Genomic DNA, 17,790 nt, shown 5'->3' with positions numbered 1-17,790 from the left:
GCGCTCGGCGTGTCGGGTCGGGCGGATTTAGCCAGTATTTGCTGGCCTTCCCGGATCCCTTCGCTCGGGACCCCTGTCCGTGTGAGTGTTTCGCTCGCTCGGGCACGAACCCCGGCGTGCACGGTCGGCCGCGGCGCTCACAAGGCGCGCGGACAAGCCGGATTCGTGGTCGAGGTCTGCCTTTCCACTCAAGGAGCCTCGATGAATCGAAGAATAACCACGGCCGGGACCGTCCTGGCCATGCTCACCGGTCTCACGGTGAGCGCGACGTCCCAGTCGGCCTCGGCCGACCCCGCGCCTCCCCCCGGCGCACAGTCCCTGGCGATCTCCGCCGCCGACCGAGCCGCGGCCAGCGGCCTCGACACCCTCGCCAAGGGTCCCGACGAGAGTTACGAACGGCAGTCGGTCACCCCGTGGGTCAACGACCTGTACTCGGTCGCCTACCAGCGCACCTACCGGGGCATTCCGGTGGTCGGCGGCGACGCCGTCGTGCTCGCCGACGGCCAGGGCCGGGTCCGCGCGACCCAGTCCGCCACCGATGCCCGTATCGCCGTGCAGATCCACCCCACCGTGGCGGCAGGCGCGGCCGAGGCCACGTCCAAGACCAAGCTCGCGGCCGTGGACAAGGTCGAATCGCACCGCCTGGTCGTCCGGGTCAAGGACGGCAAGAGCGCGTTGGCCTGGGAGACCGTGCTGATCGGTCGTACCGCGACCGCGCCCAGCAGGCTGCACGTCTTCGTCGACGCGAGCACGGGCACGGTGCTCGACACCGTCGACGACGTGAAGGCCGGCACCGGCAACAGTCAGTGGAACGGCCCGAACCCGCTCACCATCGACACCACCGGCTCGGGCAGTTCCTACTCCCTGCGCGACCCGAACCGCCCCGGCCTGACCTGCGCGGACTACAGCAACGGCCAGGTCTTCACCAAGTCCACCGACTCCTGGGGCAACGGCCAGGCGTCCAGCAAGGAAACCGGCTGCGTCGACGCGATGTTCGCGGCGCAGAAGGAATGGAACATGCTCCGCGACTGGCTCGGTCGCAACGGACACAACGGCAACGGCGGCAGCTGGCCGGTCAAGGTCGGCCTCAACGACCTCAACGCCTACTGGGACGGCTCCTCCATCACCATCGGCCACAACCAGGCCAACCAGTGGATCTCCTCCCAGGACGTCATCGGCCACGAATTCGGCCACGGCATCGACCAGTTCACCCCCGGCGGCGCCGGCACCGAACCCGGACTCGGCGAGTCCACCGGCGACATCATGGGCGCCCTCACCGAGGCCTACACCAACGAGCCCTCCCCCTACGACGTCCCCGACTACACCGTCGGCGAAGTCGTCAACCTGGTCGGCCAGGGCCCGATCCGCTACATGTACAAGCCCTCCACCAACGGCGACCCGGACTGCTACAGCTCCTCCATCCCGAACACCGAGGAACACGCCGCGGCCGGCCCGATGAACCACTGGTTCTACCTCCTCGCCGAGGGCACCACCCCCGGCGGCGGCAAGCCCAACAGCCCCACCTGCAACAACACCACCCTCACCGGGGTCGGCATCCAACAGGCCGGCAAGATCTTCTACGGCGGCATGCTGCTCAAGACCAGCGGCATGACCTACAAGAAATACCGCACCGCCACCCTCAACTCGGCCAAGACCCTCGACCCCACCTGCGCCCTGTTCAACAAGACCAAGGCCGCCTGGGACGCCGTCAGCGTCCCCGCACAACCCAACGACCCGCCCTGCACCGGCGGCCCGGGCCAAAACGACTTCTCGATCAACGTCAACCCGACCTCGGGCACCGTGGTACCGAACGGAACCGTCTCGACCACGGTCGGCACGACCACGTCCAGCGGCTCGGCGCAGTCCGTCGCGCTGTCCGTCGCCGGTCTGCCGAGTGGTGTGACCGGGCAGTTCAACCCGCCCACCGTCCAGTCCGGTGGCACCTCGACGCTGACCCTGACGGCGGGCGCGGCGCCGACGGCCGGCACCTACACGGTGACGGTAACCGGTACCGGTAGCGTCACGCACACCGCGCAGTACACGCTGACGGTGACCGGTCCGGGGAACCCGACCGATCCGCCGAACATCAGCGTGGCCAACGTGCAGGCGCACCTGTCCCAGCTCGGCACGATCGCCTCGCAGAACGGCGGCAACCGCCGCTCGGGCACCGGCGGTTACACCGCGTCGCTGGCGTACGTCAAGGGCAAGCTCCAGGCGGCCGGCTTCACGGTCTCCGAGCAGACCTGCACCTCGTGCACCTACCGCGCCAACAACCTGATCGCCGACTGGCCGGGCGGCCCCGCCGACTCGACCGTCATGTTCGGCGCCCACCTCGACGGCGTCTCCGCCGGACCCGGCATCAACGACAACGGCTCCGGCTCCGCCACCCTCCTGGAGAACGCCCTCGCGCTCGCCCAGGCCAATCCGACGCTCAGCAAGCATGTGCGCTTCGGCTGGTGGGCGGGCGAGGAACAGGGCCTGCAGGGCTCGCAGTTCTACGTCAGCCAACTCACCTCCGCCCAGCGCAGCGCGATCAAGGGCTACTACAACTTCGACATGGTCGGCTCGCCCAACGGCGGCTACTTCATCAACAACATCAACTCCACCACCGCCGCGCCGATGAAGGCGTACTGGGACACGCTGAACCTGCGTCCCGAGGAGAACGTCGAGGGCCAGGGCCGTTCCGACGACTACTCCTTCCAGCAGGGCGGCATCCCCACCTCCGGCTACGCGGCCGGCGCCGACGCCCGCAAGACCTCGGCGCAGGCCACGAAGTGGGGCGGCCAGGCGAACGCTTCCTACGACTCCTGCTACCACTCCGCGTGTGACACCACCGCCAACATCAACGCGACGGTCCTCGACCGCAGCGCCGACGGTGTCGCCTACACCATCTGGAAGACGGCGGTCGGCGGACCCGCGCCCACCAACGACTTCTCGATCGCGGTCACGCCCGGCACGGGCAACGTGCCCGCCGCCGGCGGCACCGCCACGACGACCGTGAACACGACCACCACGAGCGGCACCGCACAGACCGTGGCGCTGAGCTCCAACGGCGCGCCCAGCGGCGTCGGGGTGACCTTCAACCCGACGTCCGTACAGTCCGGGGCGTCCTCGATCGCCACCATCACGGTCGCCGCCGGCACCACGCCCGGTACGTACCCGATCACCATCACCGGCACCGGCTCGGTCGTGCACTCGACCACGTACACGCTGACCGTCGGCAACACCAACCCGGGCAACGCGCTCCAGAACGGCGGCTTCGAGCAGGGCACCGCCAACTGGACACAGGACGCCACCATCATCACCAACAGCAGCCAGGCCACCGCGCACGGCGGTAGCTGGTACGCCTGGATGATGGGTTACGGCAGCACGGCCACCGAGAACGTCACCCAGTCCAACATCACCGTGCCGGCCGGCACCTCGCTCCGCCTGTGGGTCAAGATCACCACACAGGAAGTCGGCTCGACGGTCTACGACACGCTCAAGGTCCAGGTCAACGGTACGACCCTGGCCACCTACTCCAACGCCAACGCCACCGGCACCTACGTCCAGAAGACTGTCGACCTGAGTGCCTACGCGGGCCAGACGGTCACTCTCCGGTTCGCCGGTTCCGAGGACGAATCCGCCACGACCACCTTCTACGTGGACGACGTCAGCATCTCCTGACCCGTCCCCGATCGCGCCTGCGATGATCGGCGCCCCGCTCCCGACACCTCATCCGGGAGCGGGGCGCCTCGTCGTGCGGGCTCGGTCGCGGTGCGATCAGCCGCGGTCGTGTGCCCGCAGCCGCCGGCCGACCGTGCCCAACGCCTCGGCCAGGAGCGCGAGTTGCTCGCGATCCAACACATCGATGAGGACTTCGCGGACCCGCTCCACGTGCGCGGGCGCGGCGCCGCGCAACCGCTCGGATCCCTGCTCCGTGAGCACCGCGAAGACGCCGCGCGCCTGGTCGGGACACTGCCGCCGACGGACCAGGCCGAGCTTCTCCAGTTGGGCGACCTGATAGGTGATCCCGCTCTTGGAGGTGATCAGGCGTTCGGCCAGCTCGGCCATCCGCAGTTCCCCGTCGGACGCGGCGGACAGGTGCACGAGGATCTCGTACTGCGGGTGGGAGAGGCCGGCCTCGTCCTTGAGTTGGCGCTCCAGTGCCCGGTCCACGCGGTGGCCGGCCTCGACGAAGCTCTGCCACGCCGCCATCTCGAGGTCGTCCAACCACCGCGGTTCACTCATGCGCGCCAGCCTACTGAGCTTGTCGAAGCCGGGGGCGGGCTGTAGCGTCGAAGTAGTTCAAATTTGAACTGCCTATCGTCCGACGACCTCGCATCGACAGGAGACACCCGCATGTCCTCCCCCGCCGAGACGACCCTCCGCAGCCTCGACCGGTCCACCGGCACCGCGTCGCCGACCGCGCCCGGCCCGTCCCTGCACGGATACGACCTGGGGTTGCTCCTGCTGCGCGTCGTGGTCGGCCTGACCATGGCCGCGCACGGCTCCCAGAAGCTCTTCGGCTGGTTCGACGGCGCCGGTCTCGACGGCACCGGCCAGTTCTTCACCATGAGCGGCTACCCGTCCGGCAAGGCGATGGCCACGGTGGCCGGCCTCACCGAGACCTTCGGCGGCCTGGCCCTGATCGCCGGTCTGTGCACCCCACTGGCCGCCGCCGCGATCGTGGGCACGATGATCAACGCGGTCGCGGTCAAGTGGGACGGCGGCTTCTTCGCGCCGAGCGGCGTCGAGTACGAACTGCTGCTCACCTCGGCCGCCGCCGCGCTCGCCCTCACCGGCCCGGGTCGGCTGGCCGTCGACCGCTTCCTGCCGGTCCTGCGCGCGCACCGTCTCGCCTACGGCATCGCCGCCGTCGCCGTCGGCGCGGTCACCGCCGGCGTCATCCTGATGCTGCGCGACTGACGCCGACGATCGCCGGACCCGAGGCCCAGGCCTGTCGCTCGGGCCTGAGCCTCGGGCCTGGATCTCGGGCCTGGATCTCGGGCCTGGATCTCGGGCCTGGATCTCGGGCCTGGATCTCGGGCCTGGATCTCGGGCCTGGATCTCGGGCCTGGATCTCGGGCCTGGATCTCGGGCCTGGATCTCGGGCCTGGATCTCGGGCCTGGATCTCGGGCCTGGATCTCGGGCCTGGATCTCGGGCCTGGATCTCGGGCCTGGATCTCGGGCCTGGATCTCGGGCCTGGATCTCGGGCCTGGATCTCGGGCCTGGATCTCGGGCCTGGATCTCGGGCCTGGATCTCGGGCCTGGATCTCGGGCCTGGATCTCGGGCCTGGATCTCGGGCCTGGATCTCGGGCCTGGATCTCGGGCCTCCGCCTCGGCCTCCGCCTCGGCCTCGGCCTCGGACCCGGGCCTCAGGCCTGCGTGTTCGCGGTGGGGGCCGCAGGGGCTCCACCGCGCTCCAGCGCGTCCGGGTCGATCACCTGATCGGCGGGCGGCGCGGTGGGCGCGCACTTCTGCGCGCCCCTGGTGAGGTTCAGCTTCATCGTCACACTGCCCGAGACGGTGACCAGCGTCGGGAAGGGCTCGCCCTTCTCCGGGACGTGCAGCGTCACCGTGTTGCCCTTGGCGTTCTTCTTGCTGAGCGGAACCAACTTCCTGCCGTCCACCGTGACGACCTCGCCCTTGACCACACCCTCGGCGGAGCCCTGGAAGAAGTCGCTCATACCGCCGACGCTCCCGTCCCGGCCGTCCTCGCCCTCGGCGGGAGTCTTGACGTACCGGCCCGCGAACAGCTTGCTCATCAGGACCGCCTGCGGGCCCTGCTCCGCCAATGCCTTGGCCCAGAAGTCGGGTTCGGCCTTCATGTAGACGAACGTGCCGACCAGGACGATGTCCACGGGCGATCCGTCGACCTTCATCGTGCCCTGCAGGTCGGCGTTCCGCAGGCAGACGTCCACGTCCTGCTTCTTGCCCCGGTTGTCGCCACCGCCGACCATCTTCACGTCGTCGGCCTTGCGCAGCCGGGCCAGCGCGTCGTCGGCCAGCGCCTTCGCGTCCTTGTCCGCGTTGGACTTCTCCGAGCCGCCGTCGCAGGCCGCCAGACCGGCGACGGCAAGAGCGACGACGGCCGAGACGACGGCCGTACGGATCATGCGCATGGTGCTCCTTGACGCGATCTGAGGCGGGGGCGGCCGCGCGGCCGCTTCGGCGGGCCACACCGTCCCCGTGACGATCACCAGACTCACAGGTTTCGCCCCCTCGGCGACACCCTTGTTCTCGGCACCCTGACGCGCCCCGGGTTGCCGAACATCGGCAATGTCGAACGGACCCGCGCCGACCCCTGTCCGAGACGCCCCGACAGGCCCGAAACATCGGTGCCCGACATCTGCGGCAACGTCCCCGACGAGGCGCTCGCCACCACCGAGAAACCGCTCCGGATCGGCCTCGACGGGTTGACTACATACCTAGGGGGGGTATGTTGTAACCGAAGCCGCCGACCGGAGCGCATCCGGTGCGGCGGATCCGAGAACCGGGAGGCTTCGCCATGGGCACGTCCACGTCCACGTCCACCGTCACCGCGACCTACACCGTCACCGGCATGACCTGCGGCCACTGCGTCTCGTCGGTCCGGACCGAGGTCGGGCGGATCGACGGCGTCACCGACGTCGCGGTCGACCTCGCGAGCGGCACCGTCACCGTGACCGCCGGCACCACGATCGACGACGCGGCCGTCGCGGCGGCGATCGACGAGGCCGGCTACGAGCTCGTCGCCCCCGCGACGGCTGCGCCGACGGCGGGCGCGAGCTGCTGCGGCAGCTGCCACTGACCGGCCCGGGAGGGCGCCCGGCCACGGCGCCCTCCCGGCCGGCGCGGCCGGTGGGAGACCGGTGAGACCGGCAACCACCGACGACCGGGCCCCGCGGCCCGGCTCGACCCGCCCCAGACCCCGACCCCGACTTCGATCCCGACCGACCGACCGATCGACCGAGGAGAGACCATGAACACGGCAGTCAAGGTCGGCGCGTTCGGCGCCGGCATCGTCCTGGCCTTCGGCGCCGCGTTCGGCGTGGGCCACGCGGTCGGCCCGATCGGCTCCGACCCCGCGCCCGCGCACGGCGGACACGGCGCCGACGCCGACGCACGCGGCGGTGCGCAGGCCCCCGGTGTGACCGGCGTCAAGCCCGCCGCCGCCGAAGCGCCCGGCGGACTCCAGGTGTCCGAACGCGGCTACACCCTCGCCGCACCCGCCGAACCGCTTCCGGTCGGCACCCGGACCGACTTCCGATTCCGCGTGCTCGGCCCGGACGGCCGCCCGTGGACCCGCTACGACCGCGCCCACGAGCAGGACCTGCACCTGATCGTGGCCCGCCGCGACCTGTCCGGCTTCCAGCACGTGCACCCCACACTCGGGCCGGACGGCACCTGGAGCGTCCCGCTGACCTTCGCGACCGCCGGCACGTACCGCGTGTTCGCCGACTTCACCCCCACCGGGGACCCCGGCGGCCCGCTCACCCTCGGCGCCGACGTGGTCGTGGCCGGCTCCTACGAACCGGCCGCGCTCCCCGCGCCGACTCGCACCGCGACGGTCGACGGATACACCGTGACCCTGGCCGGCGACCTTTCCGCGACCGGCTCCTCCGCGCTCACCCTGAACGTGAGCAAGGACGGCCGCCCCGTCACCGACCTCCAGCCCTACCTCGGCGCGTACGGCCACCTGGTCGCCCTGCGCCAAGGCGACCTCGCCTACCTGCACGTGCATCCCCAGGGCGCACCCGGCGACGGCAAGACTCCCGCGGGCCCCGGCATCGGCTTCCACGCCCAGGCCCCCAGCGCGGGCAACTACCGGCTCTACCTGGACTTCCGGCACGAGGGAACGGTCCGCACCGCCGAGTTCACCGTGGCCGTGGGCGCTGCGACCACCGCGCAGGCACCCCCGGTCGCGCCGACCTCGTCGCCCGCCCCTGAAGCGGAACACGGCGAACACGCGCACTGACCGAGCACCGCGGCGCGCGCAGCGAGCCGGCGGAGACGCGCACCGAGCCGGGCGAGCCCGCGCACCGAAGGATCCACCGAGCGGCGAAACCGAGGCCGAGACTTGCGCTTCGCATACCCCCTAGGGGTATATTGAGAGTGTGATCGCGGGCCTGCGCCGGCCGCCACCGCCCCGGGCCCGCGACGGCCACACCGCACCACGACACGAGAAGGAGAGGGCGATGAGTTCGAGCACCGAGACCTCGGCGCCGCAGGACACCGGGCAGATCGAGTTGTCGATCGGCGGCATGACCTGCGCCTCGTGCGCGATGCGCGTCGAGAAGCGACTCAACAAGCTCGACGGCGTGACCGCGACGGTCAACTACGCCACCGAGAAGGCCAAGGTCACCTACGCCGGCGACATCGCGCCGACCGACCTGGTCGCGCAGGTCGAGGCCGCAGGCTACACCGCCGAGCTTCCCGCCCCGCCCAAGGCCGCCGGCAGCACCGGCGAACCGACGCCGGACGCGGACCCGGACGGGGGCAGGGTCCGCGCCCTGCGCGATCGGCTGCTCGTCTCCGCCGTGCTGACCGTGCCGGTGATCGCGATGGCGATGGTCCCGGCCCTGCAGTTCACCAACTGGCAGTGGTTGTCCCTCGCCCTGGCCTGGCCGGTCGTCGCCTTCGGCGCCTGGCCGTTCCACAAGGCCGCGTGGACCAACCTGCGACACGGCACGTCGACCATGGACACCCTGGTGTCGATGGGCACCCTCGCCGCGCTCGCGTGGTCGGTGTACGCCCTCTTCTGGGGCACCGCCGGCACGCCCGGAATGACCCACGCGTTCTCCTTCGCCATCGAACGCGGCGACGGAGCGGGCAACATCTACTTCGAGGCCGCCGCCGGGGTGACCACCTTCATCCTCGCAGGCCGCTACTTCGAGGCCCGCGCCAAGCGCCGCTCCGGCGCCGCGCTCAAGGCGCTGCTCGAGCTCGGCGCCCGGGACGTGGCCGTGGTGCGGAACGGGCGCGAGGAACGGGTCCGGGTCGAGGAGTTGGTCGTCGGAGACCTGTTCGTGGTGCGCCCGGGCGAGAAGATCGCCACCGACGGCGTGATCGAGCAGGGCACCTCGGCCGTGGACGCCTCGATGCTCACCGGCGAATCGGTCCCGGTCGAGGTACGCCCCGGCGATCTCGTCACCGGCGCCACCGTCAACGCCGGCGGCCGGTTGGTGGTCCGCGCCACCCGGATCGGCGCCGACACCCAACTCGCCCGGATGGCCCGCCTGGTCGAGGACGCGCAGAACGGCAAGGCGCAGGTGCAGCGCCTGGCCGACAAGGTCTCCGGCGTCTTCGTGCCGATCGTCATCGCGCTGGCCGCCGCCACTCTCGGCTTCTGGTGGGGCACCGGGCAGGGAGTCGCCGGCGCGTTCACCGCCGCCGTCGCCGTACTGATCATCGCCTGCCCGTGCGCCCTGGGCCTGGCCACCCCGACCGCGCTCATGGTCGGCACCGGGCGCGGCGCGCAACTGGGCATCCTGATCAAGGGCCCGGAGATGTTGGAGTCCACCCGCCGCGTGGACACCGTCGTCCTGGACAAGACCGGCACCGTCACCACCGGCCGGATGACCCTGCTGGAGACCCACCTCGCCGCCGACGAGCGGATCGAGGAGGTGCTGCGGCTCGCGGGTGCCCTGGAGAACGCCTCCGAGCACCCGATCGCCCAGGCCATCGCCAAGGGCGCGAGCGAGCGCGTCGGCGACCTGCCCGACCCCGAGGACTTCGCCAACGTCGAGGGGCTCGGCGTCCAGGGCATCGTCGAAGGCCACGCGGTGCTGGTCGGCCGCACCCGGCTGCTCACCGAGTGGGCCCTGGACCTTCCCGTCGAGCTCGAACGCGCCATGGCCGACGCCGAGGCACTCGGCCGGACCGCCGTCGCGGTGGCCTGGGACGGAAAGGCCCGCGCCGTCCTGGTCGTCGCCGACGCGGTCAAGCCAACTTCCGCCGAGGCCATCCGCCGCTTCCGCGAGCTGGGCCTGACCCCGATCCTGCTCACCGGCGACAACACCACCGTCGCACGCACCGTCGCCGCGCAGGTCGGCATCGATCCGGAGCACGTGTACGCCGAGGTGATGCCGCAGGACAAGGTCGACGTGGTCACCCGACTCCGGGCCGAGGGCCGGATCGTGGCCATGGTCGGCGACGGCGTCAACGACGCGGCGGCGCTGGCCACGGCCGACCTCGGGCTGGCCATGGGCACCGGTACCGACGTGGCGATCGAGGCCGCCGACCTGACCCTGGTCCGCGGCGACCTGCGGGCCGCCGCCGACGCCATCCGACTCGCCCGCAAGACCCTGGCCACCATCAAGTCCAACCTGTTCTGGGCGTTCGCCTACAACGTCGCCGCTCTCCCGCTCGCCGCCGCCGGCCTGCTCAACCCGATGCTCGCCGGCGCCGCGATGGCCTTCAGTTCGGTCTTCGTGATCAGCAACAGCCTTCGCCTGCGCGGCTTCAAGGCACTCGCCGACGAAGGCCCCGCCACGAACGCGGCCTGAACCACCCGCACGACCCGACCCCCGCCGGCATCCCGCCGGCGGGGGTCGGGTGGGTGCCGGTGTCCCGATCCTTCGACCGGCCGCCCACACCAGCGCGGCGCTCGGTGACCTCCGCTGCCGGCAGCACACCGGCCGAACGGTCGTGCGCCCGGCGTCCGTCGCGGACGCCGGGCGCACGACGCGGTGGTCAGGCCGGTGCGGGCGACGTCGCGTTGATCACCGCGAAGGCGCCGCCCTGCGGGTCCTGGACCACGGCCATCCGACCCGCCATCATGTCGAACGGCGGCTTGAGCACATTGCCGCCGGCCCGGATCAGCGCGTCCACCGTGCTGTCGGTGTCGTCGACGGAGAAGTACGTCAGCCAGTGCGCGGGCGTACCGGGCGGCAGCCGGTCCAGCCCCTGCATGCCGCCGATCACCCGGCCGCTCGCGCTCAGCGACGAGTAGCCCTCGGCACCCTCCATCTCGGCGGCCTCCAGGCCCACCGCGGCCGAGTAGAACGTGGACGCGGCGGCGGTGTCGGCGGTGTTGAGCTCGCTCCAGATCACCGCGCCGGGCTCGTTGACCACCTCCGCGCCGCCGAAGTCCCGTGCCTGCCAGATCCCGAACACGGCGCCCGTGGGGTCGGCGATCACGCCCATCCGGCCGAGCGTCATCACGTCCATCACCGGCATCACCACCGCGCCGCCGGCCTTCGTGACCGCCTGTTGGGTGGCGTCCGCGTCGGTGGTGGCCAGGTAGGTGGTCCACGCGGGCGGCGGAATCTCCCCGCCGTCCGGGGACATCGCGGCCATGATGCCCGCGACCGGCTTCCCGTTCAGCAGGCACACCGAATAGCCGCCGGTCTCCGGCGGCCCGACCTCGCCCTGCCAGCCGAACAGATCGCGGTAGAAGTCGAGGGCGGCCTGCTGGTCGGGGACCATCAGGTCGACCCAACAGGGGGTGCCGGGCACGTAGGGCTTGGTGACCACGGGCATGACGTGAACCTCCAGAGAAACCGACAAGGAACGCCCCCGTCCCCTCATCGTCGGCGCCCTCGACGCGGCCCGCCACCGACGTGACCCATTCGTCGACCCGGGGCATCGTGCGGGTGCGACGCGCTGTCAATACACCGTATCCTCTGTGTACATTGTCTACTACGGATACAACGTACGCAGCGTCGTCGCCGGCCATGAAGCGTCCGCCAGGGGTGCCGTCGGCCATGGGTGCCATCGGCCGTCGACGCCGCCGGCCATGCGTCGGCCACCGTTGTCGTCAGCCCAGGGAGAACACGTGACCAGCCACCCGCCGACCACGACCGTCGATCAGGTCCAGCCGCTGTTCCGCCCGTTCGCCGTCGGCGGCCTGGCACTGCCCAATCGCATCGTGATGGCGCCGATGACCCGCGGGTTCTCGCCCGGCGGGGTGCCCGGGGCCGATGTCGCCGACTACTACGCCCGCCGCGCCGCCGGTGGCACGGCGCTGATCGTCACCGAGGGCACGTACATCGACCACGCCACCGCCGGCTGGGGCGAGCGGGTGCCCCGCTTCCACGGCGAGCACGCTCTCGCGGGCTGGCAACACGTCGCGCGGGCCGTGCACGCGGCGGGAGGGCGGATCGCGGCGCAGCTCTGGCATGTGGGAACCAGGCTCGACCACGGGATGCGGCCACCCGCCGGCACCCGGATACTCGGCCCCTCCGGCCTCGGTGCGGACGGCCGACCGATCGCCGGTGGGCGGGCGATGAGCGAAGCGGATCTGGCCGACGTGATCGCCGCCTACGCACGGGCCGCCGGCGAGGCCGAACGGCGCGGCTTCGACGCCGTCGAGATCCACGCCGCGCACGGGTACCTGATCGACTCGTTCCTGTGGAGCACCACCAATCGGCGCACCGACGGGTACGGCGGCGACCTGCACGGCCGCACCCGCCTCGCCCGCGAGGTCGTCGCCGCCGTGCGCGGCGCGGTCTCCCCGACGTTCCCGGTGATGTTCCGTTTCTCCCAGTGGAAGATGGACGACTACGCCGCCCGTCTCGCGCACACCCCGCACGAGCTCGAACGCCTGCTCACGCCGCTGGTCGAGGCCGGAGTGGACGTGTTCCACGCGTCCACCCGCCACCACCTCGCGCCGGAATTCGAGGACAACGAGCTGACGTTGGCGGGCTGGACCCGCAAGCTCACCGGCCGGCCCACGATCGCGGTGGGTTCGGTCGGCCTGAACATCGACTTCATGCGGGCCCTGGCCGGGGCCGAGGACTCGCGCACCGACCTGGACGGTCTGCTCGCCCGCCTCGATCGCGACGAGTTCGACCTGATCGCCGTCGGCCGCTCACTCCTGGCCGACCCGGGATGGGCCGAGAAGATCCGTACCGGGAGACCCGACCGGGTCACCCCCTTCACCCGGCCCCTCCTGGGCACGCTGCACTGACCCGACATCGCCGGCGGCGCGCACCAGCAGGCCGGTGAAAGCGTGCGCCGGCTCGGTCAGCACGCGCCGCGCCGGGCCGTGTTCGACCACCCGCCCGTGCTCCAGGACCGCGATGCGATCGCCGAGCAGGCCCGCGGCCGCCAGGTCGTGGGTGATGAACACCAGGCTCAGCTCGGCGTGTTCGCGCAATCGCCCGAGCAGGTCCAGGATCGCGAGCCGGGTCGGCGCGTCCAGCCCGGAGGTGATCTCGTCGCAGACCAGCACCCGGGGCCGGGCGAGCAGCGCACGAGCCAGCGCGGCGCGCTGCACCTCGCCTCCGGACAACGCGCCCGGCCGGCGGCCCGCCGTGTCGGCCGGCAGCCCCAACTCGCCCAGCGTGTCCAGCGCCTGCGCGCGGGCCGCGTCCGGCTCGACACCGCGCAACCGGACCGCCGTGCGGGCCACCTGCTCGAACACCGGCCGAAATTCGTCGAAGGAGGTCCGCGCGTCCTGGAACACATATTGCACGGCGGCCAGTTCGGCGCGGGTACGGGCGCGCAGGCTGCGTCGCAACGGCGTGCCGTCGAGCAGCACCCGCCCGTCGTAGCGGCTGTGCAGCCCGGTCACACAGCGCCCCAGGGTGGTCTTGCCACTGCCCGAACGCCCGACCAGGGCCAGGCATTCGCCCGCTTCCACCGACACGCTCACCCCGTGCAGCACGGCGCTCGCCCGCCCGCCCGCGCGGTGCCGGGCGACCACGTCGCGCACCTCGAGGCGGGGCACGGCCGCCGCCCGGGTCGAGGGCACCGGCCGGTTCGGCCGATCGACGAGCCCGCCCGGCCGCCGCGCGGTGAGCGACACCCGGTCCGGCGGACCGGACTCGACCACCCGCCCGTGCGCCAACACCACCACGTCGTCGGCCAGTCGGCGCACCACGTCGAGGTCGTGGCTGAGCAGGATCACGGCGATGCCCTGTCCGGCCACCGCCGCCAACCGCTCGACCACCCCCTGCTTGGTGAGCGCGTCCTGCCCCGTGGTGGGCTCGTCGGCGACCACGGCGCGGGCCCCGAGCAGGAGAGCCTGGGCCAGCAGCACCCGCTGCTGTTGCCCACCGGAGAGTTGATGCGGGAAACGCCGCACCGTCTCCTCCGGATCCGGGATCCGAGCCGCTCGCAGCGCGTCGTGGACCCGCGCCCGGATCGCGGCGCGCCCGCCTCCCGCCGGCCGGGCGATGTCGCGCAGCAGCGCCCCGACCCGACGGGCCGGGTTGAGCGCGGCGGCGGGATGTTGCGGGATGTAGCCCACGGGACCCTCCCCGGCGACCCGTATCCCGCCCGTCACCCGGGCGCCGGGCGGGAATTCGCCGAGCAGGGCCAGACCCGTGGTGGTCTTGCCGCTGCCGGACGCGCCCACGAGCGCGGTGATCCGCCCGGCACGCGCGGTCAGGCTCACCCCGTCCACGATCGCCCGCCCGCCGACCTCCACCCGCAAATCGGATACCGCCACCACCGGCTCCGGATCACTCATCGGTGCTCTCCCGTCCGCTCTCGGGGGCCTTGCAGCGCCGCGTCGAACAGCAGATTCGTGCCCATCGACAGCGCCACGATCAGCGCCGCGGGTACCACCACCGCCCACGGCTGGAGGAACAGGCCGACCCGGTTGCGGTCCACCATCACCGCCCAGTCCGCGGCATCCGGTGCCACGCCCACGCCCAGGAACGCGGCGGTGGCCACCAGGTACAGCGCTCCCGCCAGCCGCGTGCCCAGGTCGGCGGCGAGGGTACGCCGCATCGACCGGGCGACGTGGCCGACGGCGATCCGCCACCACGACTCGCCTTGCATCCGCAGCGCCTCCACCACCGGACGCGAGGCGATCTCGGTGGCCGCCGAGACCACCACGCGTGCCGCGTCGGGCACGGTCACCAGGGCCACCACCGGCACCAGTTCGCCCGGTCCCGGGCGGAACAGCGCGGCCACCAGCAGCACGAACAGCAGCGAGGGCACCGCGAGCAGCACGTCCAGTGGGCGGATCAGCAGTTCCGCGAGCCAACTCCGTCCGGTCAACGCCGCGGCCAACCCCAGCGGGATCGCCACCAGATAGGCCAGCACGGTCGCGGCGACCGCCACGACCACCACCGAGCGCCCACCCAGCAACACCTGTCGCCAGACGTCGCGACCGGCGAAGTCGGTGCCCAGCCAGTGCCCTCGGCCGGTGGTGAAGGACACGGCCCGAGATTCGGGCGCACCCGCGAACAGCGGCCCGAGCACCGCGAACAGCAGGGGCACGGCGATCAGTCCCAGCGCGAGCGCGTACCGCCACGCCATCCGCCGGCGGGAGTCGATCCCGTCGCGAAGCCCGTCCCGGGCGGCGAGGTCGCTCATGCCGCCGCCTCCGCACGCGGGGCGAGTCGGCGGGTGACCAGGTCGGCGCCGAGGTTGACCACGACGGTGACCACCCCGAACACCACCGCCAGGCCCTGGACCACCGGGATGTCGCGCGCCGCGACCGCGTCGATCAGCACCGTGCCCAGTCCCGGGATCACGAACAGGGCCTCGACCACGATCACGCCGCTCAGCAACCAGTCGCAGGTCCGGGCGAGTTGCTGGCCCGCCGGGGCCAGCGCGTTGGGCAGGGCGTGGGTCCAGCGCACCCGGGCCGCGGACAGGCCCTGCCGCCGGGCGTGCGCGACGTAGGGCGACGCCATCGCGTCGATCATGCCCGCCCGCACCAGGCGACTGATCGTGCACACCGGCCGGGAGAGCAACACCAGCACCGGCAGCACCAACACGGCCGGGTGTGCCCACAGATCGCCGCCGGTGCCGACGGCGGTGGGCGGCAACCAGCCCAGGCGCAGCGCGAACAGCGTGGTCAGCAACACCCCCAGGGCGAACTCCGGGACGGCGTGCACGGCCGATGTCAGCGCGCTCACGGTCCGGTCCAGCGGACCGCCCTCGCGGCGCGCGGCGAGCACGCCCAGCCCCACCGACAGCGGCACCAGCAGGATCGTGGTGACACCGGCCAGCGTCAGGGTCGGGCCGAACCCGTCGGCGAGCAGGTCGGTGACGGGTCGGCCGGAGATCAGCGACGTACCCAGATCGCCGCGCGCCAGGGCGCCGCACCAGTCGAGCAGTCGTTCGGCGGCGGAGCGGTCCAGGCCCATGGACTCGCGGATCCGGGCGATCCGTTCGGGATCGGGCTGGTCGCCGGCCAGCGCCACCGCCGCGTCGCCGGGTAGCGCCTCGATGAGCGCGAAGATCAGTACGACCAACGCCGCCGTCTGCCCCACGCCCAGCAGCAGTCGGCGGCTCAGCCAGCTCCGGTCCGGGCTCACGCGAGCCAGACCCGGTCGAATCGGGCCCAGTCCAGGGTGTTGGCGGGCGCGGTCACCGCCACCCCGCGCACCCGGTTCGCGGTGGCCACGATCCAGTCCGCGAACCCCCAGATCAGGAAGCCGCCCTCGGCGTGCAGTCGGCGCTGCATGCGCTCGTAGAGCGCGGTGCGCAAGCCCTCGTCGTGGGTGGACTGGATCTGCTGGTAGAGGTCGTCGAAGTCCTTCGCGTGCCACTGCGTGGCGTTGGTGGTGGATCCGCTCAACAGCCGCTGGGAGACGTGGGATTCGATGGGCATCGCGCCCGAGCGGTAGGAGGCCAGGGTGCCGCCGGTCAGGATGTCCTTCCAGTAGGTGTCCTTGTTGCCGACCCGGACCTCGACGGTCACCCCGGCCTTGGCGGCCTGTTCCTTGAAGATGCCGGCCGCCTCGACGAATCCGGTGGCGGCCGGCGCGGTGTCCAGGGTGACCCGCAGTCCCTCCGCGCCCGCCTCGCGCAACAGCTCGCGGGCCTTGGCGAGATCCTGGGTGCGCTGCGGGATACCGGCCGCGTAGTAGCGGTATCCCTTGCCGAACAGGTCGTTGCCCACCTCGCCGGCGCCCGACAGCGCGCCGTCGACGAGTTCGCGACGGTCGGCGATCAGGAAGAACGCCTGCCGGACCCTGGGGTCGCCGAACGGCGGCCGGTCGGTCTTCATCACGAAGCCCTGCATCGCGCTGTTGCGCAGCCGCAGCACGGTGATCCGGCCCTTGCCCTCGTGTACGCGCGCGGTGGCCGGATTCAACTCGTGTGCGTACTCGACCTGTCCGCCCAGGAGCGCGTTGGTGCGCGCCGACTCCTCGCCGGCCACCACGAACTCCAGTTCGTTCAGGTGCGGCGCTCCTTCCCAGTACTTCTCGTTGCGCCGCAGCAGGAGCGAGCTCCCGGGCTTGAACGAGACGAAGGTGAACGGGCCCGAGCCCACCGGTCGTTCGAAGGAGTCCGTGTCCTTGGGCACGATGTAGGCGCCGAACGCGGCCAGGGTGTTGGGGAATTCCGCGTAGGGCCGTTTGAGGCGGAACTCCACCGTGCTCGGGTCCGGGGCCGAACTGGCGTCCAGGTCGATCGGTTCCAGGGAGGCCTTCGCGCGGAACGCCCGTTTGGGGTCGGCGATGCGGCGGAAGCTGTACAGCACGTCCTCGGCGGTGACCGGCCGGCCGTCGTGGAAGGCGGCCGGGCGCAGCCGGACCCGCCAGGTGACCAGGCCCGGGTCCGCCTCCCAGCCGGCGGCCAGCCGGGGCACCGGGGCCAGGTCCGCGCCGTAGTCGGCGAGTTTGTCGAACAGGGCCTTGGCCCGGGCCACGTCGACGAACAGATTGGCCAGGTGCGGATCGAGGTTTTCGTTGGCCCCGCCGCCGGGGAAGGCCGCGCGCAGTCTGCCGCCGCGCCTGGGGGTGCCCTCGGCCTGGGCGCCGGCGGCGCGCGGGCCGGGGTCGGCCGATCCGCCGCTCGCGCAACTCACCGCCAGGGTCAGCGCTCCGGCGCCGCCGGCGGCGAGGAGGACGCGACGCGAGGTGCCGGGCGGGCGCTCGCCGAACGGTATGGCAGGGCTGGTGCGACTCATGG

At 72.0% G+C, this 17,790-nt stretch carries 13 protein-coding genes; 6 read left to right on the top strand and 7 right to left on the bottom strand.

The window, feature by feature from the left end; genetic code table 11:
• The first annotated feature begins 201 nt into the window (after nt 1-201).
• Nucleotides 202-3,666: a M28 family peptidase gene (locus tag OG948_RS49190; RefSeq protein WP_331771556.1), complete on the top strand. Its 3,465-nt coding sequence runs from the start codon at nt 202-204 to the stop codon at nt 3,664-3,666.
• 96 nt (nt 3,667-3,762) lie between these two features.
• Here OG948_RS49190 and OG948_RS49185 read toward each other — a convergent pair whose 3' ends face one another.
• Complete coding sequence (locus OG948_RS49185) at nt 3,763-4,230, bottom strand: MarR family transcriptional regulator (RefSeq protein ID WP_331771555.1); 468 nt, start codon at nt 4,228-4,230, stop codon at nt 3,763-3,765.
• A gap of 111 nt (nt 4,231-4,341) precedes the next feature.
• On the opposite strand from OG948_RS49185, the gene OG948_RS49180 reads away from it, so the two are divergent.
• Nucleotides 4,342-4,908, top strand: a complete 567-nt coding sequence (locus OG948_RS49180; protein ID WP_331771554.1) for a DoxX family protein — start codon at nt 4,342-4,344, stop codon at nt 4,906-4,908.
• A gap of 452 nt (nt 4,909-5,360) precedes the next feature.
• Here OG948_RS49180 and OG948_RS49175 read toward each other — a convergent pair whose 3' ends face one another.
• The gene (locus OG948_RS49175; protein WP_406300684.1) at nt 5,361-6,101 is read right to left on the bottom strand and encodes a hypothetical protein; all 741 of its coding nucleotides are present in this window, start codon (nt 6,099-6,101) and stop codon (nt 5,361-5,363) included.
• Between the two features lie 392 nt (nt 6,102-6,493).
• On the opposite strand from OG948_RS49175, the gene OG948_RS49170 reads away from it, so the two are divergent.
• The 3 genes from OG948_RS49170 (at nt 6,494) to OG948_RS49160 (ending at nt 10,472) form a co-directional block, all read left to right on the top strand.
• A complete protein-coding gene (locus OG948_RS49170; RefSeq protein ID WP_331771552.1) occupies nt 6,494-6,775 on the top strand; it encodes a cation transporter in 282 nt (93 codons plus the stop codon).
• A gap of 171 nt (nt 6,776-6,946) precedes the next feature.
• Nucleotides 6,947-7,942: a hypothetical protein gene (locus tag OG948_RS49165; RefSeq protein ID WP_331771551.1), complete on the top strand. Its 996-nt coding sequence runs from the start codon at nt 6,947-6,949 to the stop codon at nt 7,940-7,942.
• A gap of 220 nt (nt 7,943-8,162) precedes the next feature.
• The gene (locus OG948_RS49160) at nt 8,163-10,472 is read left to right on the top strand and encodes a heavy metal translocating P-type ATPase (protein WP_331771550.1); all 2,310 of its coding nucleotides are present in this window, start codon (nt 8,163-8,165) and stop codon (nt 10,470-10,472) included.
• 187 nt (nt 10,473-10,659) lie between these two features.
• Here OG948_RS49160 and OG948_RS49155 read toward each other — a convergent pair whose 3' ends face one another.
• Nucleotides 10,660-11,448 carry a VOC family protein gene (locus OG948_RS49155; protein ID WP_331771549.1) on the bottom strand — a complete coding sequence of 263 codons (789 nt, stop codon included), beginning with the start codon at nt 11,446-11,448 and terminating at the stop codon, nt 10,660-10,662.
• A gap of 295 nt (nt 11,449-11,743) precedes the next feature.
• On the opposite strand from OG948_RS49155, the gene OG948_RS49150 reads away from it, so the two are divergent.
• A complete protein-coding gene (locus OG948_RS49150; protein ID WP_406300683.1) occupies nt 11,744-12,877 on the top strand; it encodes an NADH:flavin oxidoreductase in 1,134 nt (377 codons plus the stop codon).
• On the opposite strand, the gene OG948_RS49145 is transcribed toward OG948_RS49150, so the two are convergent.
• From OG948_RS49145 to OG948_RS49130, 4 genes are read right to left on the bottom strand one after another with little or no spacing between them, the layout of a single operon-like run.
• Nucleotides 12,779-14,383, bottom strand: a complete 1,605-nt coding sequence (locus OG948_RS49145; protein WP_331771548.1) for an ATP-binding cassette domain-containing protein — start codon at nt 14,381-14,383, stop codon at nt 12,779-12,781. The two genes, OG948_RS49150 and OG948_RS49145, sit on opposite strands and share 99 nt — an antisense overlap.
• Nucleotides 14,380-15,180 carry an ABC transporter permease subunit gene (locus OG948_RS49140; RefSeq protein WP_331773556.1) on the bottom strand — a complete coding sequence of 267 codons (801 nt, stop codon included), beginning with the start codon at nt 15,178-15,180 and terminating at the stop codon, nt 14,380-14,382. Before OG948_RS49140 ends, OG948_RS49145 begins: the two co-directional genes overlap by 4 nt.
• A gap of 53 nt (nt 15,181-15,233) precedes the next feature.
• Nucleotides 15,234-16,187 (bottom strand): ABC transporter permease, encoded by a 954-nt coding sequence (locus OG948_RS49135; RefSeq protein ID WP_331771547.1) that lies wholly within the window; start codon nt 16,185-16,187, stop codon nt 15,234-15,236.
• Entirely contained in the window at nt 16,184-17,788 is a 1,605-nt protein-coding gene (locus tag OG948_RS49130; protein ID WP_331771546.1) for an ABC transporter substrate-binding protein, read from the bottom strand. Before OG948_RS49130 ends, OG948_RS49135 begins: the two co-directional genes overlap by 4 nt.
• Nucleotides 17,789-17,790: the final 2 nt, after the last annotated feature.

The sequence above is a fragment of the Embleya sp. NBC_00888 genome (assembly GCF_045207655.1).
In the GTDB taxonomy this organism is placed as follows: Bacteria; Actinomycetota; Actinomycetes; order Streptomycetales; family Streptomycetaceae; genus Embleya.
This window is presented reverse-complemented; position numbering and strand designations above follow the sequence as displayed.